Here is a 15,669-nt window from a genome sequence, read left to right as displayed (position 1 = left end):
AACCGCCGACGGGGTAACTAGCGATTTTTTTGCTCAGCGAGCCGAGACAATACGCGGGTCAGTAAACGTATTCTGGGCTCCACTGAGTCCAGTTGAAGGTATTCGTCGTCACTGTGGAAATTCGCCCCAACTGGGCCAAAACCATCCAAACTGGGGATCCCAATGGCAGCGGTATTATTCGCATCAGATCCGCCACCTACCGCTTTCCAATGAATTGGAACACCTTCATCAAAGGCAGCCGCTTCGACAAGCCCCATCAACTGCTCTGTTTCAGGCGTGGGAACCATTGCCGGTTTGTAAGCTTCGCGGACCAATTCAATGGTGACATCAGCCGTGTAAGGATGAGAGGCGCGGGCTTGGATGGCTTGATCGAGCGCATCATAAGCGGTGTTATCCCAAAATCGAATATCAACCAGTGCCGATGCATGTGCGGCCACAATATTTGCTCCCGTTCCGCCTTCAATCACGCCAGCATTAATACTGGTGCCGGCCTCAAGATCTTTCATACTATCGAGCGTCACCAGCCAGTGAGCCAACTCTGTTATCGCGCTACGTCCTTTCTCTGGTTCATTCCCCGCGTGCGCCGCACGGCCTGATATGGCTATTTTATACCGTGCCATGCCTTTCCGCGCTTTCACTAAACCTCCATCAGCCCGCGCGGCCTCTGCCACCAGCACATAACGTGCATCGTGTGCAACGGATTCCAACCAGTCACTAGAATGTATCGAGCCCGCTTCCTCATCAGGATTCATACAAATGCAAATGCTGAGTGCATCACGTTCAGCTTGTGGTAATGCGCGCAGTGCATAGACGATATTCAACAAACCCGATTTCATATCGGATACACCCGGGCCGTAGGCAAAGCCCTCTTCCACATGCATCGGACGCTCAACCGCCGTCCCTTTTGGAAACACAGTATCCATATGGCCAATCATCATCACATCAATATGCGGATCGGTGGGCTGGTTTCGGATCTCTAATCCCACCCCTGCCTCACCACAATCGACACGCTTAATGTGCCAGCCTGTCATTTGTTCATACTTATCAGCCATCAAGGCTGCAATAACCTCAATGCCGTCGCGCTGGAACGTGCCACAGTCGGCATTCACCAGAGGCGCTAACTCATCCAAGTAGCGTTGCAAAGAAAACATCATCATGCCTCCTAAAGTAAAAGATTCATTACCCACATCGCACCAAAAGCATTCAGAATCGAAATGCCAACCATGATGGGGATATAACGACCTTCGGTACCAATCGGGCCCATCACTCGGCCGATGTATTGCACTTGTGAGCCCATTAAATAGATAGCGGGGACCAAAATCGCAATGTGGGTGCCGGTGAGAATGCCTTGGTCAAACAAGGTGATCACCACACCAACCGCGCCTCCCATTGACATCCATGCTCCCATTAGCACGGCAGCCGCTTCGCCGGGTAAGCCAAACACCGCCATCACAGGCGAAAACACCTCACCCATCAAGCCTAATAACCCGGTGATTTGCAGCGCCTTAATAATCACAAACGCCATGACCACATTAGGAACCGTCGACGTCGTTGCAATGTGCCAACCTTTTTTTGCCCCTTCGACAAAGATATCGGTGATCATGGGTTTACTGCTGGAAGAATGAGTCATGACGCGTGCTCCTCTTGATAGGATTGAGACTTGTCTCGCTGTGGCCCTTTACCCTCGGTGATATTGAGGTAGACACGAAATACATTGGCGCCGATGAACTTAAACAAGAAGATCACACCAATCGCGAGACCAATCGACGAGGTCACGGCTAACGAGCCATCTGACAGCGTCAGCGTAAATAACACAGCACCTGATGAGAAAAAGTTGACGATGGTTGCCCCTGCCGTGAACTGAAACATGGTGAACACATCCGTTTCCCGTTTGGTCAAGTAACCTTCATCTTTGAGTTGACGCGTCATCGCCGCCCCCGCATCTGTACTCTGCATAGAGGCAATTAATGCCAATCCTGAGTTGCCGGGAATGCCCAATACGGGTTTCAATAGTGGGGTTAAGAGTCTGCGCGCGGCATCAAGTGCTCCATAGTGCTCAAGCACACTGATCATACCGAGTGCGAACATCACTGTGGGAATAAGGGTCAGCGCAAAAATAAAGCCGTCTCGTGCACCACTCCCGCCTTTGCCGCGAAGTGACGTCGTTGCCACCTCCACCGACCCATCGGCCGCCGCTGTCGCTTGATAAGCCACCTGCCCGAAGGATCCGTTCAAGGTGGTAAAATCAAACACGCCGTACCATTGATTGGATTGCAACAACCCCGAGAAAAATACGATCGCGAAGATCAATGCCAAGTAACACCCCCATGTCACCTGTCTGTCTGTTTCGGTTGGATGTGTCATAAACCGCCCTCATGCTCAATCAACATTGGGCTTATCATCGAGGCAGACACAGAAATGAAAGTTGATAATTATCAACCTATTGTGCAAGAAGAGAGATGGGATTTACATAATATGGGCTGATTCAAAACCTAACAAATTAAGCCAAGCTAAATCATGATGAATGTGACACTAACGGCTGATTTTATTAGGTTTATCTGTCACTATTAAAGGATGCGCGCATATCGATTCGGATAAGATATTCACTAGAAATAGATAAGTAAAACTAATAAAAAAGCGCCCTAAGGCGCTTTTCGTCGAGCGACAGCGTACTGACTTAACCCATCAGGTTATAGAGCAACGCTGAAATTGCCAGCATACCGGTGACGAAGATAAAGTACGTACCCGCTTTGCCACGATACTGTGCCAGCGCTTTGACTTTATAAGCCGCGACAGTGGGCATAATAAAGAGGATCATCGCAATCACAGGGCCTGATAATGCCCCCATCATGTCAAGTATGCTGGGGTTAATCACCGCACACCACCAGATGGCAAAGAACATCACCAAAACACCCAGCTTATCAGCTTGCTTGTAGGTCAGCTTGCTATGTTTGGTTACCAAACCATTCAAGCTTTCACGCGCGCCAAGGAAATGCCCTAAAAACGACGATGTGATCGCAATGAATGCGACAAGCGGGCCCAGCGTACCGATAAAGGGGTTGTGGGTGACGTTAGCAAGGTAAGAAAGCACAGACACATTTTGCGCTTTCGCTTCCGCCATTTGTGCTGGCGTGAGTGTCAGCACGCACGAGAAGACAAACAAGAGCACAAAAGCAACTAACATGACGCCCGCGCGCTTAAGAATTTGCTCTGACTTGCCTTGTGCATCATTGCCATAGTGGCGACGCTGAATGTTAGCAAAACTTGAAATCGCCGCAGCATGACTAAACGAGAAAATCACCACAGGCACCGCAAGCCACAGGTTCATGCCTAGCTCACTCATCGGCGGTAGGGTCAAGTTAGGCGTTTGCCACGATGGCACAAGATAGAACGACAAAAATGCCAAAATAGCCACCAAGGGGTACACCATAGCGGCGAAAGCGCGCAGCATGAGGCGCTCTCCACCCAGCATGATCGCAATCATGCCCGCCACTAACACACCAGATAATAAGATACGATTAGGGGATACCCATCCCAGTTGATTGACTAAAAAGCTGTCTACCGTATTGGTTAATCCGACGCCGTATATCAATAAAATGGGGAAGATAGAAAGGAAATACAACACCGAGATCATCCGGCCCGCATTGGCACCAAAATGCTCGGCGACCACATCGGTAAAATCTGCATCTTTATGGCGAGAGGAGAGCACAAAACGTGCAAGCCCGCGGTGCGCCATAAAGGTCATGGGGAAAGCAAGCACCGCCATGATGATTAACGGCCAGATCCCACCCATACCAAGGTTAATGGGAAGGAACAGGATCCCAGCACCGACAGCGGTGCCAAATAGGCTGAGCGCCCAGTGGGTGTCATGTTGGGTCCAACGAGTGGATACACTCTTTTCGGAGACTTCTATAGTTTGGTTCACGTCAAACTCTCTTATTTATAATATTTTGTGCGGTTGCATAGTATCGAGTTCGACCGGATATATCACACAGATGTAATAGATATATGTACTAATTGTTTTGTTAAAAACTTGTCACATAAACTGGCAATATTTTTAATAGCCAACATATTATTCTTAATTAATGGCTTAATTGTGGATTAAAATACCAAATTATTACCAATGTTTAGATTGATTGGATTGTTTGCAAAATGATGTAACTACCACATTTTCGTTCATGACATGTTGACATAATGTTACTCTAGGCATCACATTTTTGATGATATCTTTTTCATCTGTTACAAACCTCACCCAGCCAATCTCAATAGAACGAGCTAGCTCACAGTCACCAGTCGAAATCACACGTAGCGTGATCAAATCATGAAATGAGCGGCTGGCCCCAATCAGCACAATCACTGCCAACGCCAGACCGCGAAACGCCGCAACCGAACACACAATAAAAAGGAGTGTGCAATGGGTGAACCTATTATCATTGATTGCGATCCGGGACACGATGATGCCATCGCGCTGGTGATGGCTTGTGCACTCGATCAGCTCACTATTAAGGCCATTACCACCTGTGCCGGCAATCAAACGCTGGATAAGACGCTTTACAACGCTAGACGGATCCTCACCTTATTAAATCGCCACGACATTCCTGTCGCAGGGGGAGCCCATAAGCCTCTGCTGCGCGACCTTGTGGTGGCGAATAATGTCCACGGTGAATCAGGCCTTGATGGCCCTGAACTCCCTGCACCCGCGATGGACGCTCAACCCGATAATGCCATCAGTGTGATGGCACGCGTGTTAGAAGCTAGCCATCAACCGATAACCGTCGTCGCCACCGGTCCGCTAACCAATGTCGCGCTATTGCTTGCAACTTATCCGCACCTCGCCAATCGCATCAAGCGTATCGTTCTTATGGGCGGAGGGGTCACCTTGGGGAATTGGACCCCCGCTGCTGAGTTTAATATTTATGTTGACCCTGAAGCCGCTCACCGTGTGTTCCACTCAGGGATCCCTATCACCATGTTTGGCTTGGATGTGACCCACCAAGCCTTGGTCAAAGATGCCGACGTCGCCACGATCCGCGCCATTGGTAATCCCGTGGCACAAACTGTCGCAGGGTGGCTGGAATTCTTTATGTGTTATCACCGCGATCCTAAGTGGCAACTCGACGGGTCGCCCCTCCACGATCCTTGCACGATTGCTTGGCTTATCAAACCTGAGTTGTTCGATTGTGAATCCGTATGGGTGGATATAGAAACACAAGGCAAACTCACCACCGGAATGACTGTGGTTGATCGCTATAGAGTGACCGGGCATGCCGCTAACGCCGATGTGGCGATGAAGGTGAACCGTGAAGGCTTTATTTCGTTACTGTGCGATTGTTTAACCCAATACAGCCAATAGGCGCACACAAAAAAAGCGCGGCGATTGCCGCGCTGTCTGATTAGTATGAGTCATCATGGTCGCGCCAACTGCGCGCACCAGCTACTAATATCGTGCTGTGACGCTTACACCGCTAAAGGCGGTATAACCATTTAACATGACATGATAACGTCCCTTCTGGGTGCTCTGCACCGTGCACACTTCACTGTTGCCATAGTTGTATGGACGACAGTCCCAGCTCGACAGCGTAGGTTTCGCACCATAGCGAACATATAAGTCTGCATCACCCGACCCACCGCTGATATTTACGCTCAGGCGGTGACCGGCTTCTACATCCACGTAGAAAAAGCGTTGCGCACCCTGCCCACCAGAGATGCCCGAAACCGGCTGACCATTTTTAAGCTCACCTTCGGGATCTGGCGTCGGGCCGCAATCCGGCTCACAGCCACTATCAGCTTGGCTATAGAGCAATTTATTAACCGTTCCGCGCGTGTCACTGATCTTACCCACGCTGGCACGATTACTGATCAAGCTTGCTACTTGCGCAGGAGATAGGTTGCTGTTTTCTTGTAAGTACAAGGCAGCAACACCGGCGACATGAGGGGTCGCCATCGATGTCCCGCTGATGGTGCGATAGCCACCGTCATACCATGCTGACTTGATTTGAGAGCCCGGTGCGAACACATCGACACAGCTGCCCCAGTTTGAGAAACTTGAGCGGCTATCGCTGCTGGTGGTAGAGCCCACGGTGACACCGCTTGGCTCACGCGCTGGAGAGCTATTACATGCATCGGCATTGGAATTTCCTGCTGCCAACATAAAGCTCACACCCGATTGCACGGCACTGGCAACCGCTCTATCCAGTGCGGTTGATACACCGCCRCCCAAGCTCATATTTGCCACTGACGGTCCACTGGCATTGGCTGCCACCCAGTCAACCCCACCAATCACACCGGACGTTGAGCCTGAGCCGCTACAACTAAGGACTCTCACCCCAACAATGTCGACATTTTTGGCGACACCATATTGGCTTCCCCCGATAGTACCGGCCACGTGGGTACCGTGACCGTTACAGTCTGAGGCGTCATTATCGTTATCAACAAAATCATAGCCAGAGCGAGCACGACCACCAAACTCTACGTGTGACGTTGTCACACCTGTATCAATGACATACGCCGTCACACCCGTGCCATCAAAGTTGGTACTGTAATTGTTATCCAAAGGCAGGTTACGTTGATCAATGCGATCCAACCCCCAAACTGGGTTACTCTGGTTGGCGCTTGGGGTGATCACCGGGTCCAAGGAAATCGTTTTATCTTGCTCGATAAAATCAACTTGTGAATCCACACGCAACGCGCGCAGTTGCTCTGGTGTTAATTTGGCCACGAAACCACTCAGCGAGCGATCAAACACTTTCTCAACCTTAACCGCATGTTGGTTGACCATGCTGGAAACCGTTTGCTGTGTGAAGGTTTTTAACGCTTGTGGATCATCACTGAGTGTCATTGGTTGCTTAAACACCACAATGTATTGGTCCTCAATACCCTGCTTGTCTGATGCAACCACTAATGGTGCTAGCGTTTGCTGCTGAGCAATCGCTTGTTTACCCTCATCTTGTTTTGCGAGCACAGCTGGCGAAGCTGCAACGAGTGCAGATGCGATACAGCAGCTAAGAACATGCTTTAACATATTGTATTCCTTACAATGGTTAAACGTAGAAAGTCATAATTGCCTACAAAAAACAACAAGCACGCTTATAAAGCTATGCATCAAAAAGCATTTTTTCTGCAGTGGGATTTGCTTTATTTGAGTAATCAATCAGCATTATTGACTATATTATTATTTACAATTTATTTAACCTTTTGTTTACAATGCAAATTCGCACGCTCTATGCAGCTCTTTATGTCTCATATGTCAGACAAATTAGATCTATTATTTTTGACATGTTGCACAAATGAGATGAAACCTGATTCATTCTCGTATACAGACAGTGAGCATTACCCAACAAAAAAGCCAGCGACTAAGCGCTGGCGGAGAAAAAGGTAACAGATTGATTTAGCAACGACTAATTTGGCTCTTCACGAACGAGTACACCGCCTTCGAGTGCTCCAACAAGAACTTTGGGGACGCTTGCGTCTTCAGACGTCACTGCAACACGTGTACCGGGACCAATCGCAGAGATAGGGGCGGCCATCATAAGAGGACCCAGTTCCTTGTCATAGCCCAACTTCCATGATGGTGCAGCCGCGGCATGATCATTGGCATAGAGTCGACATTTGTTTCGGTCCGGATCAATTAAACAGTCCAGCCCATACTCAATGTCATCATAAAAAAACGACCATTGATAGTAGCCTGCATTAACACTGCAGGGCGTCTTGATAAAGCTTAAGGCCTCGTTGGTGTCTTGAGTCAGCGTCAGGAAACGCTGCGCATCCGGCACCATCGCTAAATAGCCTAACGATTGTCCGTTAACATCGGTCACGGCGAGCTTTACTTCTTGCTCAACCATCGCGCGCTCATGATCGCCAATGTCTGGCAACATGGAATCGGGTTGTACTGAAAACGCCATTGTGTCGCTCCTTTGGTTGCTTCGCACCACTTTTAACAGTTATGTAACAACCAAAGATATAGATCAATTTCTCAGAAAAGTTTAGTGATGCGTTCAGTAACTGGGGAAAGTACTCATCTCGCAACGCCTTATCGTGCAAATTTGCAGGCTTACCGCATCAGCCACCAGCGCATTAAGCGTTTGTACCAGCGATTGTACGGCGGTTTGACTAAAAAGCTGGTGTCCCATTTATCGCGGGTGAGGACGGTTTTACTGTGGCTAAAGGTGTAAAAGCCTTCAATGCCGTGGTAATGCCCCATACCGGAATCGCCAATGCCGCCAAAAGGCGCATCTTCGGCAGCGACATGGAACAAAGTTTCATTAATCCCCATCCCGCCGGCGTGAAGCTGTGTGGTGACTTGTGTGCGTATCTCAGCGTCATTGCTCATCAAATACAAGGCGAGCGGTCGCGGGCGCGCCTGAATATAACTCAGTGCCTCAGAGAAGTCTTGATAGGTAACCACCGGCAGGAGCGGGCCAAAAATCTCTTCTTGCATCACCCGCATATCATCGGTGACTTGGGTCAACAACTGGGTCGGCCAACGTCGTTTTTCTGCACTCGGCACGGTTTGTTGGTCGAGTGCACACCAGCGACGCGCTCCCTTATCAAGGGCATCTTGGAGCGTTTCTTGTAGCCGTGTCGCTTGAGTTTGATTAATGATCTGGCTGTAATCCGGATTGGTTTCAAAGTCAGGGTATAGAGCTCGAAATGCCCGTTGATAGGCGTGGATAAAGGCCTCTTGGCGATGCTCAGGGCAAAGCACATAATCGGGAGCAACACATATCTGCCCGGCGTTTAAACACTTACCATAAATGAGCCGCGACACAGCGATATCCATGTCAATCTGATCATCAATAATCACCGGTGACTTGCCTCCCAATTCAAGGGTCACTGGTGTCAAATTATCAGCCGCAGACAGCATGACTTGGCGCCCAACCTGGGTTGATCCGGTAAAAAAGAGATGGTCGAACTCTAACTCAGTAAAGCGGCGTGATACTTCAACTTCCCCTTCAATCACAGCCACTTCAGTTGGGCTAAACACCTCAGCGATTAACGCGCGTAATACTCGATTGGTGTTAGGCGTGAACTCCGAAAGCTTAAGCATTACCCGATTGCCGGCCGACACCGCGCAAATCAGCGGACTCACGGCGAGCATGATCGGAAAATTCCAAGGCACGATAATCCCAACTACACCTTTGGGTTGTTGATGCACCACTAATTGCGTTCCCAGCAGAGTTATCCCGGTACGCCGCTTTTGCGGCTTCATCCATCGTTTTAATCGACGGCGGGTGTAATCAATTTGGTGCAGCAGAGGCAGAATATCGGCTATTTCCGTATCAACGGGGGCTCGATAGCCATAATCATCACTCAAGGCTTGTTGTAACGCAGACGATTTTTGCTTGATGGCCTGACGCAAGCGCAGTAGCGCATCTCGCCGATGAGGGTAATCTAAAAATGGTACTTGAGAGGCCTGCGCTTTCTGCGCGTCGAACGTCTCGCGCATCGTTCTCACATCTTCCAACCATTCAGATCCTGACTCCGTCATTCTCGTCTCCTGATTATCACCGTTACTGATCCTCATCACTCATTGATGACACAGCCAATCCTTTCACGCAATAGCACTTGCTCCTCCATAACGAGTGTTCACTTTCACATCACTCAATAAAACAGATCGATATCATGATAATGATCACAATAGATCTTATTTTTCCTTATTTTTTGTGAGTGATAACGAAAACGCAACAAAAAGTAACACGCATTTCACGACTCGGCTATAACATACGCCTCGCCTAATAAATAAGACAATAAGGTCCGCTCACTTAAACAGTCTGAGTGGGAGTCATCACTGTCCCGACAACATACCAATGAGCCAATTAAAACGATGAAACGATCCCAAGACATTACCGATGCAGTTGGCAAAACCTTCTCGATCCGTGTCAATGGCGAGACGGTTCCTGCCATCGCTGGAGAAAGCGTGCTAAGCACCTTGCTTGCGAGCAATATCCGTGCGCTATCTAAAAATGATTATGGCCGGTTAGCCAGTGCCTATTGCGGCATGGGCGTGTGTCATTGCTGCACGCTGGAAATCAACGGCCGCCATAAACAACGTGCGTGCCAAGTCGCCGTTCAGCCGGATATGGATGTCCGCACTGAAGCCAACATTGTGGTTGAAAATAAGGATCTTGAAAGCAGTACCGTCGAGCAAGGAGAAACCCATGTCTAAGCCTGTTGTTATTGTTGGTGCTGGACCTGCCGGCCTGTCTGCCGCGGTCACACTGGCCAAGCACAAGGTCGCGAGTATTATTCTTGATGAAGCGCCCAAACCCGGTGGCGTCGTCTATCGTGGCCCGTGGCGAGAGACTAACGCGCTGCCCCATTTGGATGACAAATGGAAAGCCACGTCACAGTCTCTGCGCGAACAATATCGCCAGCATCAGGATTTGATTGACCTACGTAGTTTGACACGGGTACTGGGGCCAATGGCGGATCAACACCTCCTCACTGCTCATGAAGACACGCTATCAACGATTGACTATGAGCAATTGATCCTCGCCACCGGTTGCCAAGAGCGCAGCATTCCCTTTCCCGGCTGGGATATGCCTGGGGTGATGCTTCTGGGGGGTATCCAACTTCAAATAAAAAGCGGCTTGGTCCGTCCCGGTCACCGCTGTGTAATCACCGGCACAGGGCCTTTGCTCGTCTTGGTTGCTTGTCAGCTTCACAAAGCCGGTTGTGATATCGCGGGTATCTATGAAGCGGCGCCATTCAAAGACTTGGCACGTGAAACACTCGCCCTCCTCAACCGTCCACAGCTCGCGCTAGATGGCCTCTCGATGATGATGTATCTCAAACGCCACCATATCCCGATGCATTACGGTTGGGGCGTAGTTAAAGCCTCGGGTGACCCCCAAGTCGAGCAAGTCACGGTAGCCCCCTACAGTAAAGATTGGCACCCAGATGTTAGCCGTGCCGAAACCATAAATGCTGATGTACTTGGTGTGGGTTACGGCTTCGCGGCACGCTCTCAGCTCGCACAACTAATGGGGCTAGATATGCAGTACGATCATATGAGCGGGGCGATCCCCGTGGTGGACGAGTGGCAACGAGCCAGCCTCGACAATGTTTACTGCGCAGGTGATACCGTAAAATTTGCCGGCGCAGAAGCCGCCATGTTGGAAGGAAAGATTGCGGCATATTCAGCACTGAAGGCACGCAATATTTCAATGCCGAATCTTGATAATGCGTTTAAGGCTCTGCGTCATCAGCTCGAAAAGAGCTACCGTTTCCGTAAAGGCTTTGATACGGCAGGCTATCGTCGCCCAGGCCTGCTCAGTTTGCCGGAAAAAGACACAGTGATCTGTCGCTGCGAGCAAGTGAAAAAGGCGGACATTGATAACGCCATCAATCAAGGCGTCAAGGATGTGATTACGTTGAAAATGCGTACCCGCGTTACCATGGGTGACTGCCAAGGAAAAACCTGTGCGCACTACTGCTACGACCGACTCAATGAGAGCACGACGTCGCCTCAGCCTTTGATTCGCCCTCGATTCCCACTCGACCCTATTCCTTTTGCTGCGTTGGAGGATGACGCATGAAACAGTACGACATCGTAATTTGTGGCGGCGGCGTGATCGGCGCATCGGTGGCTTATCATTTAAGCCGCGAGCGCGACTTATCCATCGCCGTTGTGGACTATAAATACCCCGGAAACGCCTCACGTGCGTCAGCCGGTGGCCTATGGGCGATGGGCGAGTCAACCGGCCTTGGTTGCGGCGTTATCCTGTTTAAAACCCTTTCTAAGCAGATGCAAGAAAGCGGCGAAGGTGGATCACCAGAGATCAAACCGCACATTATGCCCAAGCCGTTCTTCGATATGGCGATGCTGTCTAACCAGCTCTATCCGGCATTGTATGATGACCTGATGACGCATCACGGTGTGGACTTTAAGTTTGAGCGTACCGGTCTGAAGTTTGTCATGTTTGATAAGTACGACAAACTCTATGCCGAGCACATTGCGGCAGCCATACCTGATCGCCAAGAGCATGTCCGCTGGGTGTCTCAAGAAGACCTTCACGCACAAGAGCCTAACGTGTCGCGCGCTGCCATTGGTGCGATGGAGTTTGAGGGGGATCACCAAATCAACCCCTATCGCCTCAACGAGGCCTATTTGGAAGCAGCACGGCAGAACGGTGTCGAGCTATATCTCAATACCAAAGTCACGGGCGTGGTGAGACAAGGTAACCGGGTTGTCGCGGTTGAGACAGAAAACGGTAAGCTAGGTTGTGGCACCATGATCAACGCCGGTGGTGCATGGGCGGAAAAACTCAGCTTGTGGGCAACGGGTATGCCAATGCCTGTCTTCCCCGTCAAAGGCCAAGTGATCGTCTCCGAGAAGCTACCCAAGCTTTTAAATGGCTGTTTAACCACCAGTGATTGTTACATCGCCCAAAAAGATAACGGTGAAGTTCTGATTGGCTCAACCACTGAAGAGCGTGGTTTTGATACTACCACAGACATGAAGTACATCAAGCAGCTGGCACAAGGCGCCATGAAGTCTATCCCCGAGCTGAAAAAGATGAATATCAAGCGCTGCTGGGCAGGCTTGCGTCCGGGCTCACCGGATGAACTGCCGATTCTTGGTGCAGTACCTGGTATCGACGGTTATCTCAATGCTTGTGGGCATTTCCGTACCGGTATGTTGACCTCTGCCATCACCGGAAAGGTGATGAATGAAGTGGTCCGTGGTCTGCCAACGACCATTGATCTCGAGCCCTTCTCCTACACGCGCTTTTTGGACGACCAAGGAAAAATGATCGGTAACTATCATCTTGAAGTTGCGTTACCTTAATTCCTATTACGTGGTCCCAATCACTAAAGCCTGCCTCAGTGCAGGCTTTTTTTGTTACTAAGCTGTAACTTAGCGCTGATTTCCAAGCCGAATTTAGCGTGATAGACCACAGAACGCCGTTCGATTATTTGGCAAATATTGTCGCTTTATTGATCACAGGCTTATACTGGTTTTATCGCTGTGTTTGTCAGCAATCTTCGCTGTTATCGATAGGAAATGTGGTAGGCATGAACGACGAGCCATCAAAAAACGCAATACTGACGGAAAGTGGCACTAACGAGCTCGAGATCATCGAGTTTCACCTTATGAAACAACTTCCGGACGGCAGTACAAAAACCTGTTACTACGGGATTAACGTCGCCAAAGTCCGTGAAGTCATTCAAGTGCCTGAAACAACCGATTATCCCAATGCACAGCCTCACATGATTGGCGTGTTTTCTTCTCGTGAAAAACTCACTCCCTTGATTGATCTCGCAGGCTGGCTAGGGGTGCCAACCCGCCCAGAAAAAGACAACAAGTTTGTGATTGTCACCGACTTTAACAACATGACGAACGGGTTTTTGATCGACAGTATTAGTCGCATTCACCGTATCTCGTGGGAAGCGGTGGAGTCACCCAGTCAATTCCTCGAAGCCGGTGAACAAGACTGTGTGGTCGCGGTGGTTCGTAAAAACAACAACCTCATCATGATTCTCGACTTTGAAAAAATCATCGCCGACATCAACCCAGAGTTGAGCATGGAGAAATATGATGTAACCCAAGACCGCAGCGTCAATATTTCCGAAACCAGTGCGAAAAAGCGAGAAGCAAAAACCGTATTGGTGGTTGATGACTCTGCCTTTATCCGCAGCCTGATCGAAAATACGCTACGTTCAGCGGGCTACAATATTTTGTCTGCGAAAGACGGTGGCGAAGCCTTCGAGAAGCTGATGGAGTTTGAGAAAATCGCGAAAGAAGAAGGTGTGGCAATCACTGAATTTGTGGATGCCATTATCTCAGATGTCGAGATGCCACGCATGGACGGTATGCACTTGGTCAAGCGCTTACGCGATAATGACACCTACAAAACCATGCCTATCGTAATGTTCTCCTCCATCATGAGTGAAGACAACCGCGCTAAAGCCTTACAGCTTGGTGCCAATGACACCATTACTAAGCCAGAAATTGGTCGTATGGTAGGACTAGCAGATAAGTATATCTTTGGTGCCCCACTCGACGATTGATAACGCGAGTACTCGCCTACCACGCCTATGGCTCTCACCGCAATAAAAAAGGCTGCCGTCAAGGCAGCCTTTTGATTATTCAATTAATTCAAAGGTTAGTGGCTTGTGATCCGCTATGCGACTGATAACGTCGGCTACTGAAATAGGCCTTTGCGGCTTGGTTTACCTTCGGCGCCAACAATAGGCCAGAGACCATGGTCGGCACCGCCATCAATCCGTACGCACCGATCAAGAACAAGAACACCACATCCAATGATACCACTGCCCCCAGAACGACCAGTGAGAGATACAGATACTTGTAGTACTGGCCGGCTTTTTCACCGAACAAATACACAAAGCACTTATAGCCGTAATACCAGAAAGTAAAGACGGTGGTAAAAGAGAGGATCAGCACTTGTGCCGCGAGCAACCACGCGCCTGGCGCACCAAACGCCGCTTTGAAAGCCGCCATGGTCAAACTCACGCCTTGCATACCCTCAGCTTGGTCGAGCACACCAGTCACGAGAATGACTAAGGCAGTACAGCTACAAACAATCAAGGTATCGATGATAGGACCTAAACTCGCGACCAAACCTTCACGCACGGGCTCATTGGTTTTCGCCGCACTGTGTGCCATGACTTCAGTGCCAATCCCTGCCTCATTAGAAAAGGCACCACGACTCACACCGATGATGATCACACTCAGTACTCCACCAAGCATCGCATCCGGTGAAAAAGCACTGGCAAATATAGACTGGAACACACCGGGCACGCGTTCCGCATTAAGCACCAACGCGGCTAACGCCATGACCATATAGCTTCCCGCCATCAAAGGTACCAAAGCCCCAGCGACGTCAGCGACACGCTTAAGGCCACCCCAAATTACCATGCCAACGAACACGGCGAGAACAATACCCATTCCCCACGAGAAGGCACTGCTCTCTAACCAAGCGACCCCCGGAAACAGTTGAGTTTGCACCACAGCGCCAAGTTGGTTGATCTGAAATGACGGCACAAATCCCATCAGACCCGCAATAGCAAACATCACCGCCAACCATTTAAACTTCGGGCCCAACCCATGCTGAACCGTATACATGGGGCCACCGTGTACATTTCCCTTAGCGTCTTTGTGGCGGTACATGACTCCCAGTGTGCAGGTGTAGAACTTAGTCGATACTCCCAGTAACGCGGTAAGCCACATCCAAAAAACCGCCCCCGGTCCCCCAGCACTCAGCGCCAGCGCGACACCCGCGATATTGCCAAGGCCTAGCGTACCGGACAGTGCTGCCGCTAAGGCTTTGCGATGAGATAAATCACCATGACCGCTGCCATCATCCACTTTACCGGTTAATAGCTTGACGCTATGCGCCATGTAACGAAAAGGTGTGAGCTTTCCGTATAGGGTGAAAAACAATCCGCCACCGACCAGTAAGATCAGCATCGGTTTTCCCCAGATAAAGCCTACAAAGGCATTAATCCATTCTTCAATCATGTCTCGCATCCTTTCTTGATGCTTGGCTAATTACTTTGCTCTCTAGACTCCGGCCTAGTCGATGCACGCCAACCAGCAAAATAATTAGACCATAAAGCAATAAATTCTTACTGGCGTGACTAAAAACCCATCCAAACTACGGCGAAATCCGTAATGTCGCGACAAAAACCCAGCCAATACGTGAC

14 protein-coding genes are annotated in these 15,669 nt (G+C 49.8%); 5 read left to right on the top strand and 9 right to left on the bottom strand.

Annotation, left to right across the window (positions count from 1 at the left end; translation table 11 throughout):
• Nucleotides 1–17 precede the first annotated feature (17 nt).
• The 5 genes from BZJ18_RS00755 to BZJ18_RS17455 form a co-directional block, all read right to left on the bottom strand.
• Entirely contained in the window at nucleotides 18–1,154 is a 1,137-nt protein-coding gene (locus BZJ18_RS00755; RefSeq protein WP_077454943.1) for a M20 family metallopeptidase, read from the bottom strand.
• Between the two features lie 8 nt (nucleotides 1,155–1,162).
• Nucleotides 1,163–1,630, bottom strand: a complete 468-nt coding sequence (locus BZJ18_RS00750) for a YjiG family protein (RefSeq protein WP_077454942.1) — start codon at nucleotides 1,628–1,630, stop codon at nucleotides 1,163–1,165.
• Nucleotides 1,627–2,364 carry a nucleoside recognition domain-containing protein gene (locus tag BZJ18_RS00745; RefSeq protein WP_077454941.1) on the bottom strand — a complete coding sequence of 246 codons (738 nt, stop codon included), beginning with the start codon at nucleotides 2,362–2,364 and terminating at the stop codon, nucleotides 1,627–1,629. The genes BZJ18_RS00750 and BZJ18_RS00745 overlap by 4 nt, the downstream gene beginning before the upstream one ends.
• Nucleotides 2,365–2,677: 313 nt before the next feature.
• Nucleotides 2,678–3,925 carry an HAAAP family serine/threonine permease gene (locus BZJ18_RS00740; RefSeq protein WP_077454940.1) on the bottom strand — a complete coding sequence of 416 codons (1,248 nt, stop codon included), beginning with the start codon at nucleotides 3,923–3,925 and terminating at the stop codon, nucleotides 2,678–2,680.
• A 192-nt stretch (nucleotides 3,926–4,117) separates the two neighbouring features.
• Complete coding sequence (locus BZJ18_RS17455) at nucleotides 4,118–4,357, bottom strand: hypothetical protein (RefSeq protein ID WP_206744398.1); 240 nt, start codon at nucleotides 4,355–4,357, stop codon at nucleotides 4,118–4,120.
• A 57-nt stretch (nucleotides 4,358–4,414) separates the two neighbouring features.
• Between BZJ18_RS17455 and rihA the strand changes: the two genes are divergently transcribed.
• Nucleotides 4,415–5,353: a pyrimidine-specific ribonucleoside hydrolase RihA gene (gene rihA / locus BZJ18_RS00730; RefSeq protein WP_077454938.1), complete on the top strand. Its 939-nt coding sequence runs from the start codon at nucleotides 4,415–4,417 to the stop codon at nucleotides 5,351–5,353.
• Between the two features lie 84 nt (nucleotides 5,354–5,437).
• Here rihA and BZJ18_RS00725 read toward each other — a convergent pair whose 3' ends face one another.
• The 3 genes from BZJ18_RS00725 to BZJ18_RS00715 all read right to left on the bottom strand — a co-directional run bounded on the left by BZJ18_RS00725 (nucleotide 5,438) and on the right by BZJ18_RS00715 (nucleotide 9,487).
• Complete coding sequence (locus tag BZJ18_RS00725; protein WP_077454937.1) at nucleotides 5,438–7,021, bottom strand: S8 family peptidase; 1,584 nt, start codon at nucleotides 7,019–7,021, stop codon at nucleotides 5,438–5,440.
• A gap of 376 nt (nucleotides 7,022–7,397) precedes the next feature.
• Nucleotides 7,398–7,901 (bottom strand): hypothetical protein, encoded by a 504-nt coding sequence (locus BZJ18_RS00720; RefSeq protein ID WP_077454936.1) that lies wholly within the window; start codon nucleotides 7,899–7,901, stop codon nucleotides 7,398–7,400.
• 149 nt (nucleotides 7,902–8,050) lie between these two features.
• Nucleotides 8,051–9,487 (bottom strand): coniferyl aldehyde dehydrogenase, encoded by a 1,437-nt coding sequence (locus BZJ18_RS00715; protein WP_077454935.1) that lies wholly within the window; start codon nucleotides 9,485–9,487, stop codon nucleotides 8,051–8,053.
• Nucleotides 9,488–9,823: 336 nt separating this feature from the next.
• Here BZJ18_RS00715 and BZJ18_RS00710 point away from each other — a divergent pair, with 336 nt between their 5' ends.
• From BZJ18_RS00710 to BZJ18_RS00695, 4 genes are all read left to right on the top strand, one after another.
• The gene (locus tag BZJ18_RS00710) at nucleotides 9,824–10,165 is read left to right on the top strand and encodes a (2Fe-2S)-binding protein (RefSeq protein ID WP_077454934.1); all 342 of its coding nucleotides are present in this window, start codon (nucleotides 9,824–9,826) and stop codon (nucleotides 10,163–10,165) included.
• A complete protein-coding gene (locus BZJ18_RS00705; RefSeq protein WP_077454933.1) occupies nucleotides 10,158–11,537 on the top strand; it encodes an FAD/NAD(P)-dependent oxidoreductase in 1,380 nt (459 codons plus the stop codon). The genes BZJ18_RS00710 and BZJ18_RS00705 overlap by 8 nt, the downstream gene beginning before the upstream one ends.
• Complete coding sequence (locus BZJ18_RS00700; RefSeq protein ID WP_077454932.1) at nucleotides 11,534–12,790, top strand: NAD(P)/FAD-dependent oxidoreductase; 1,257 nt, start codon at nucleotides 11,534–11,536, stop codon at nucleotides 12,788–12,790. Before BZJ18_RS00705 ends, BZJ18_RS00700 begins: the two co-directional genes overlap by 4 nt.
• 227 nt (nucleotides 12,791–13,017) lie before the next feature.
• Nucleotides 13,018–14,013: a chemotaxis protein gene (locus tag BZJ18_RS00695; protein ID WP_069587499.1), complete on the top strand. Its 996-nt coding sequence runs from the start codon at nucleotides 13,018–13,020 to the stop codon at nucleotides 14,011–14,013.
• Nucleotides 14,014–14,101: 88 nt separating this feature from the next.
• On the opposite strand, the gene BZJ18_RS00690 is transcribed toward BZJ18_RS00695, so the two are convergent.
• On the bottom strand, nucleotides 14,102–15,484 hold the full coding sequence (locus BZJ18_RS00690; RefSeq protein WP_198532151.1) for an alanine/glycine:cation symporter family protein: 1,383 nt from the start codon (nucleotides 15,482–15,484) through the stop codon (nucleotides 14,102–14,104).
• Nucleotides 15,485–15,669 lie beyond the last annotated feature (185 nt).

It is taken from the genome of Salinivibrio sp. IB872 (assembly GCF_001995345.1).
Classification (GTDB): Bacteria; Pseudomonadota; Gammaproteobacteria; order Enterobacterales; family Vibrionaceae; genus Salinivibrio; species Salinivibrio proteolyticus.
This window is presented reverse-complemented; position numbering and strand designations above follow the sequence as displayed.

What these genes read in the sequence shown, in the direction of transcription:
- BZJ18_RS00710 (WP_077454934.1), top strand. Translation starts at nt 9,824, where the DNA reads ATGAAACGATCCCAAGACATTACCGATGCAGTTGGCAAAACCTTCTCG.
- BZJ18_RS00745 (WP_077454941.1), bottom strand. Translation starts at nt 2,364, where the DNA reads ATGACACATCCAACCGAAACAGACAGACAGGTGACATGGGGGTGTTAC.
- BZJ18_RS00750 (WP_077454942.1), bottom strand. Translation starts at nt 1,630, where the DNA reads ATGACTCATTCTTCCAGCAGTAAACCCATGATCACCGATATCTTTGTC.
- BZJ18_RS00755 (WP_077454943.1), bottom strand. Translation starts at nt 1,154, where the DNA reads ATGATGTTTTCTTTGCAACGCTACTTGGATGAGTTAGCGCCTCTGGTG.
- BZJ18_RS00700 (WP_077454932.1), top strand. Translation starts at nt 11,534, where the DNA reads ATGAAACAGTACGACATCGTAATTTGTGGCGGCGGCGTGATCGGCGCA.
- BZJ18_RS00695 (WP_069587499.1), top strand. Translation starts at nt 13,018, where the DNA reads ATGAACGACGAGCCATCAAAAAACGCAATACTGACGGAAAGTGGCACT.
- rihA (WP_077454938.1), top strand. Translation starts at nt 4,415, where the DNA reads ATGGGTGAACCTATTATCATTGATTGCGATCCGGGACACGATGATGCC.
- BZJ18_RS00720 (WP_077454936.1), bottom strand. Translation starts at nt 7,901, where the DNA reads ATGGCGTTTTCAGTACAACCCGATTCCATGTTGCCAGACATTGGCGAT.
- BZJ18_RS00690 (WP_198532151.1), bottom strand. Translation starts at nt 15,484, where the DNA reads ATGATTGAAGAATGGATTAATGCCTTTGTAGGCTTTATCTGGGGAAAA.
- BZJ18_RS00705 (WP_077454933.1), top strand. Translation starts at nt 10,158, where the DNA reads ATGTCTAAGCCTGTTGTTATTGTTGGTGCTGGACCTGCCGGCCTGTCT.
- BZJ18_RS00715 (WP_077454935.1), bottom strand. Translation starts at nt 9,487, where the DNA reads ATGACGGAGTCAGGATCTGAATGGTTGGAAGATGTGAGAACGATGCGC.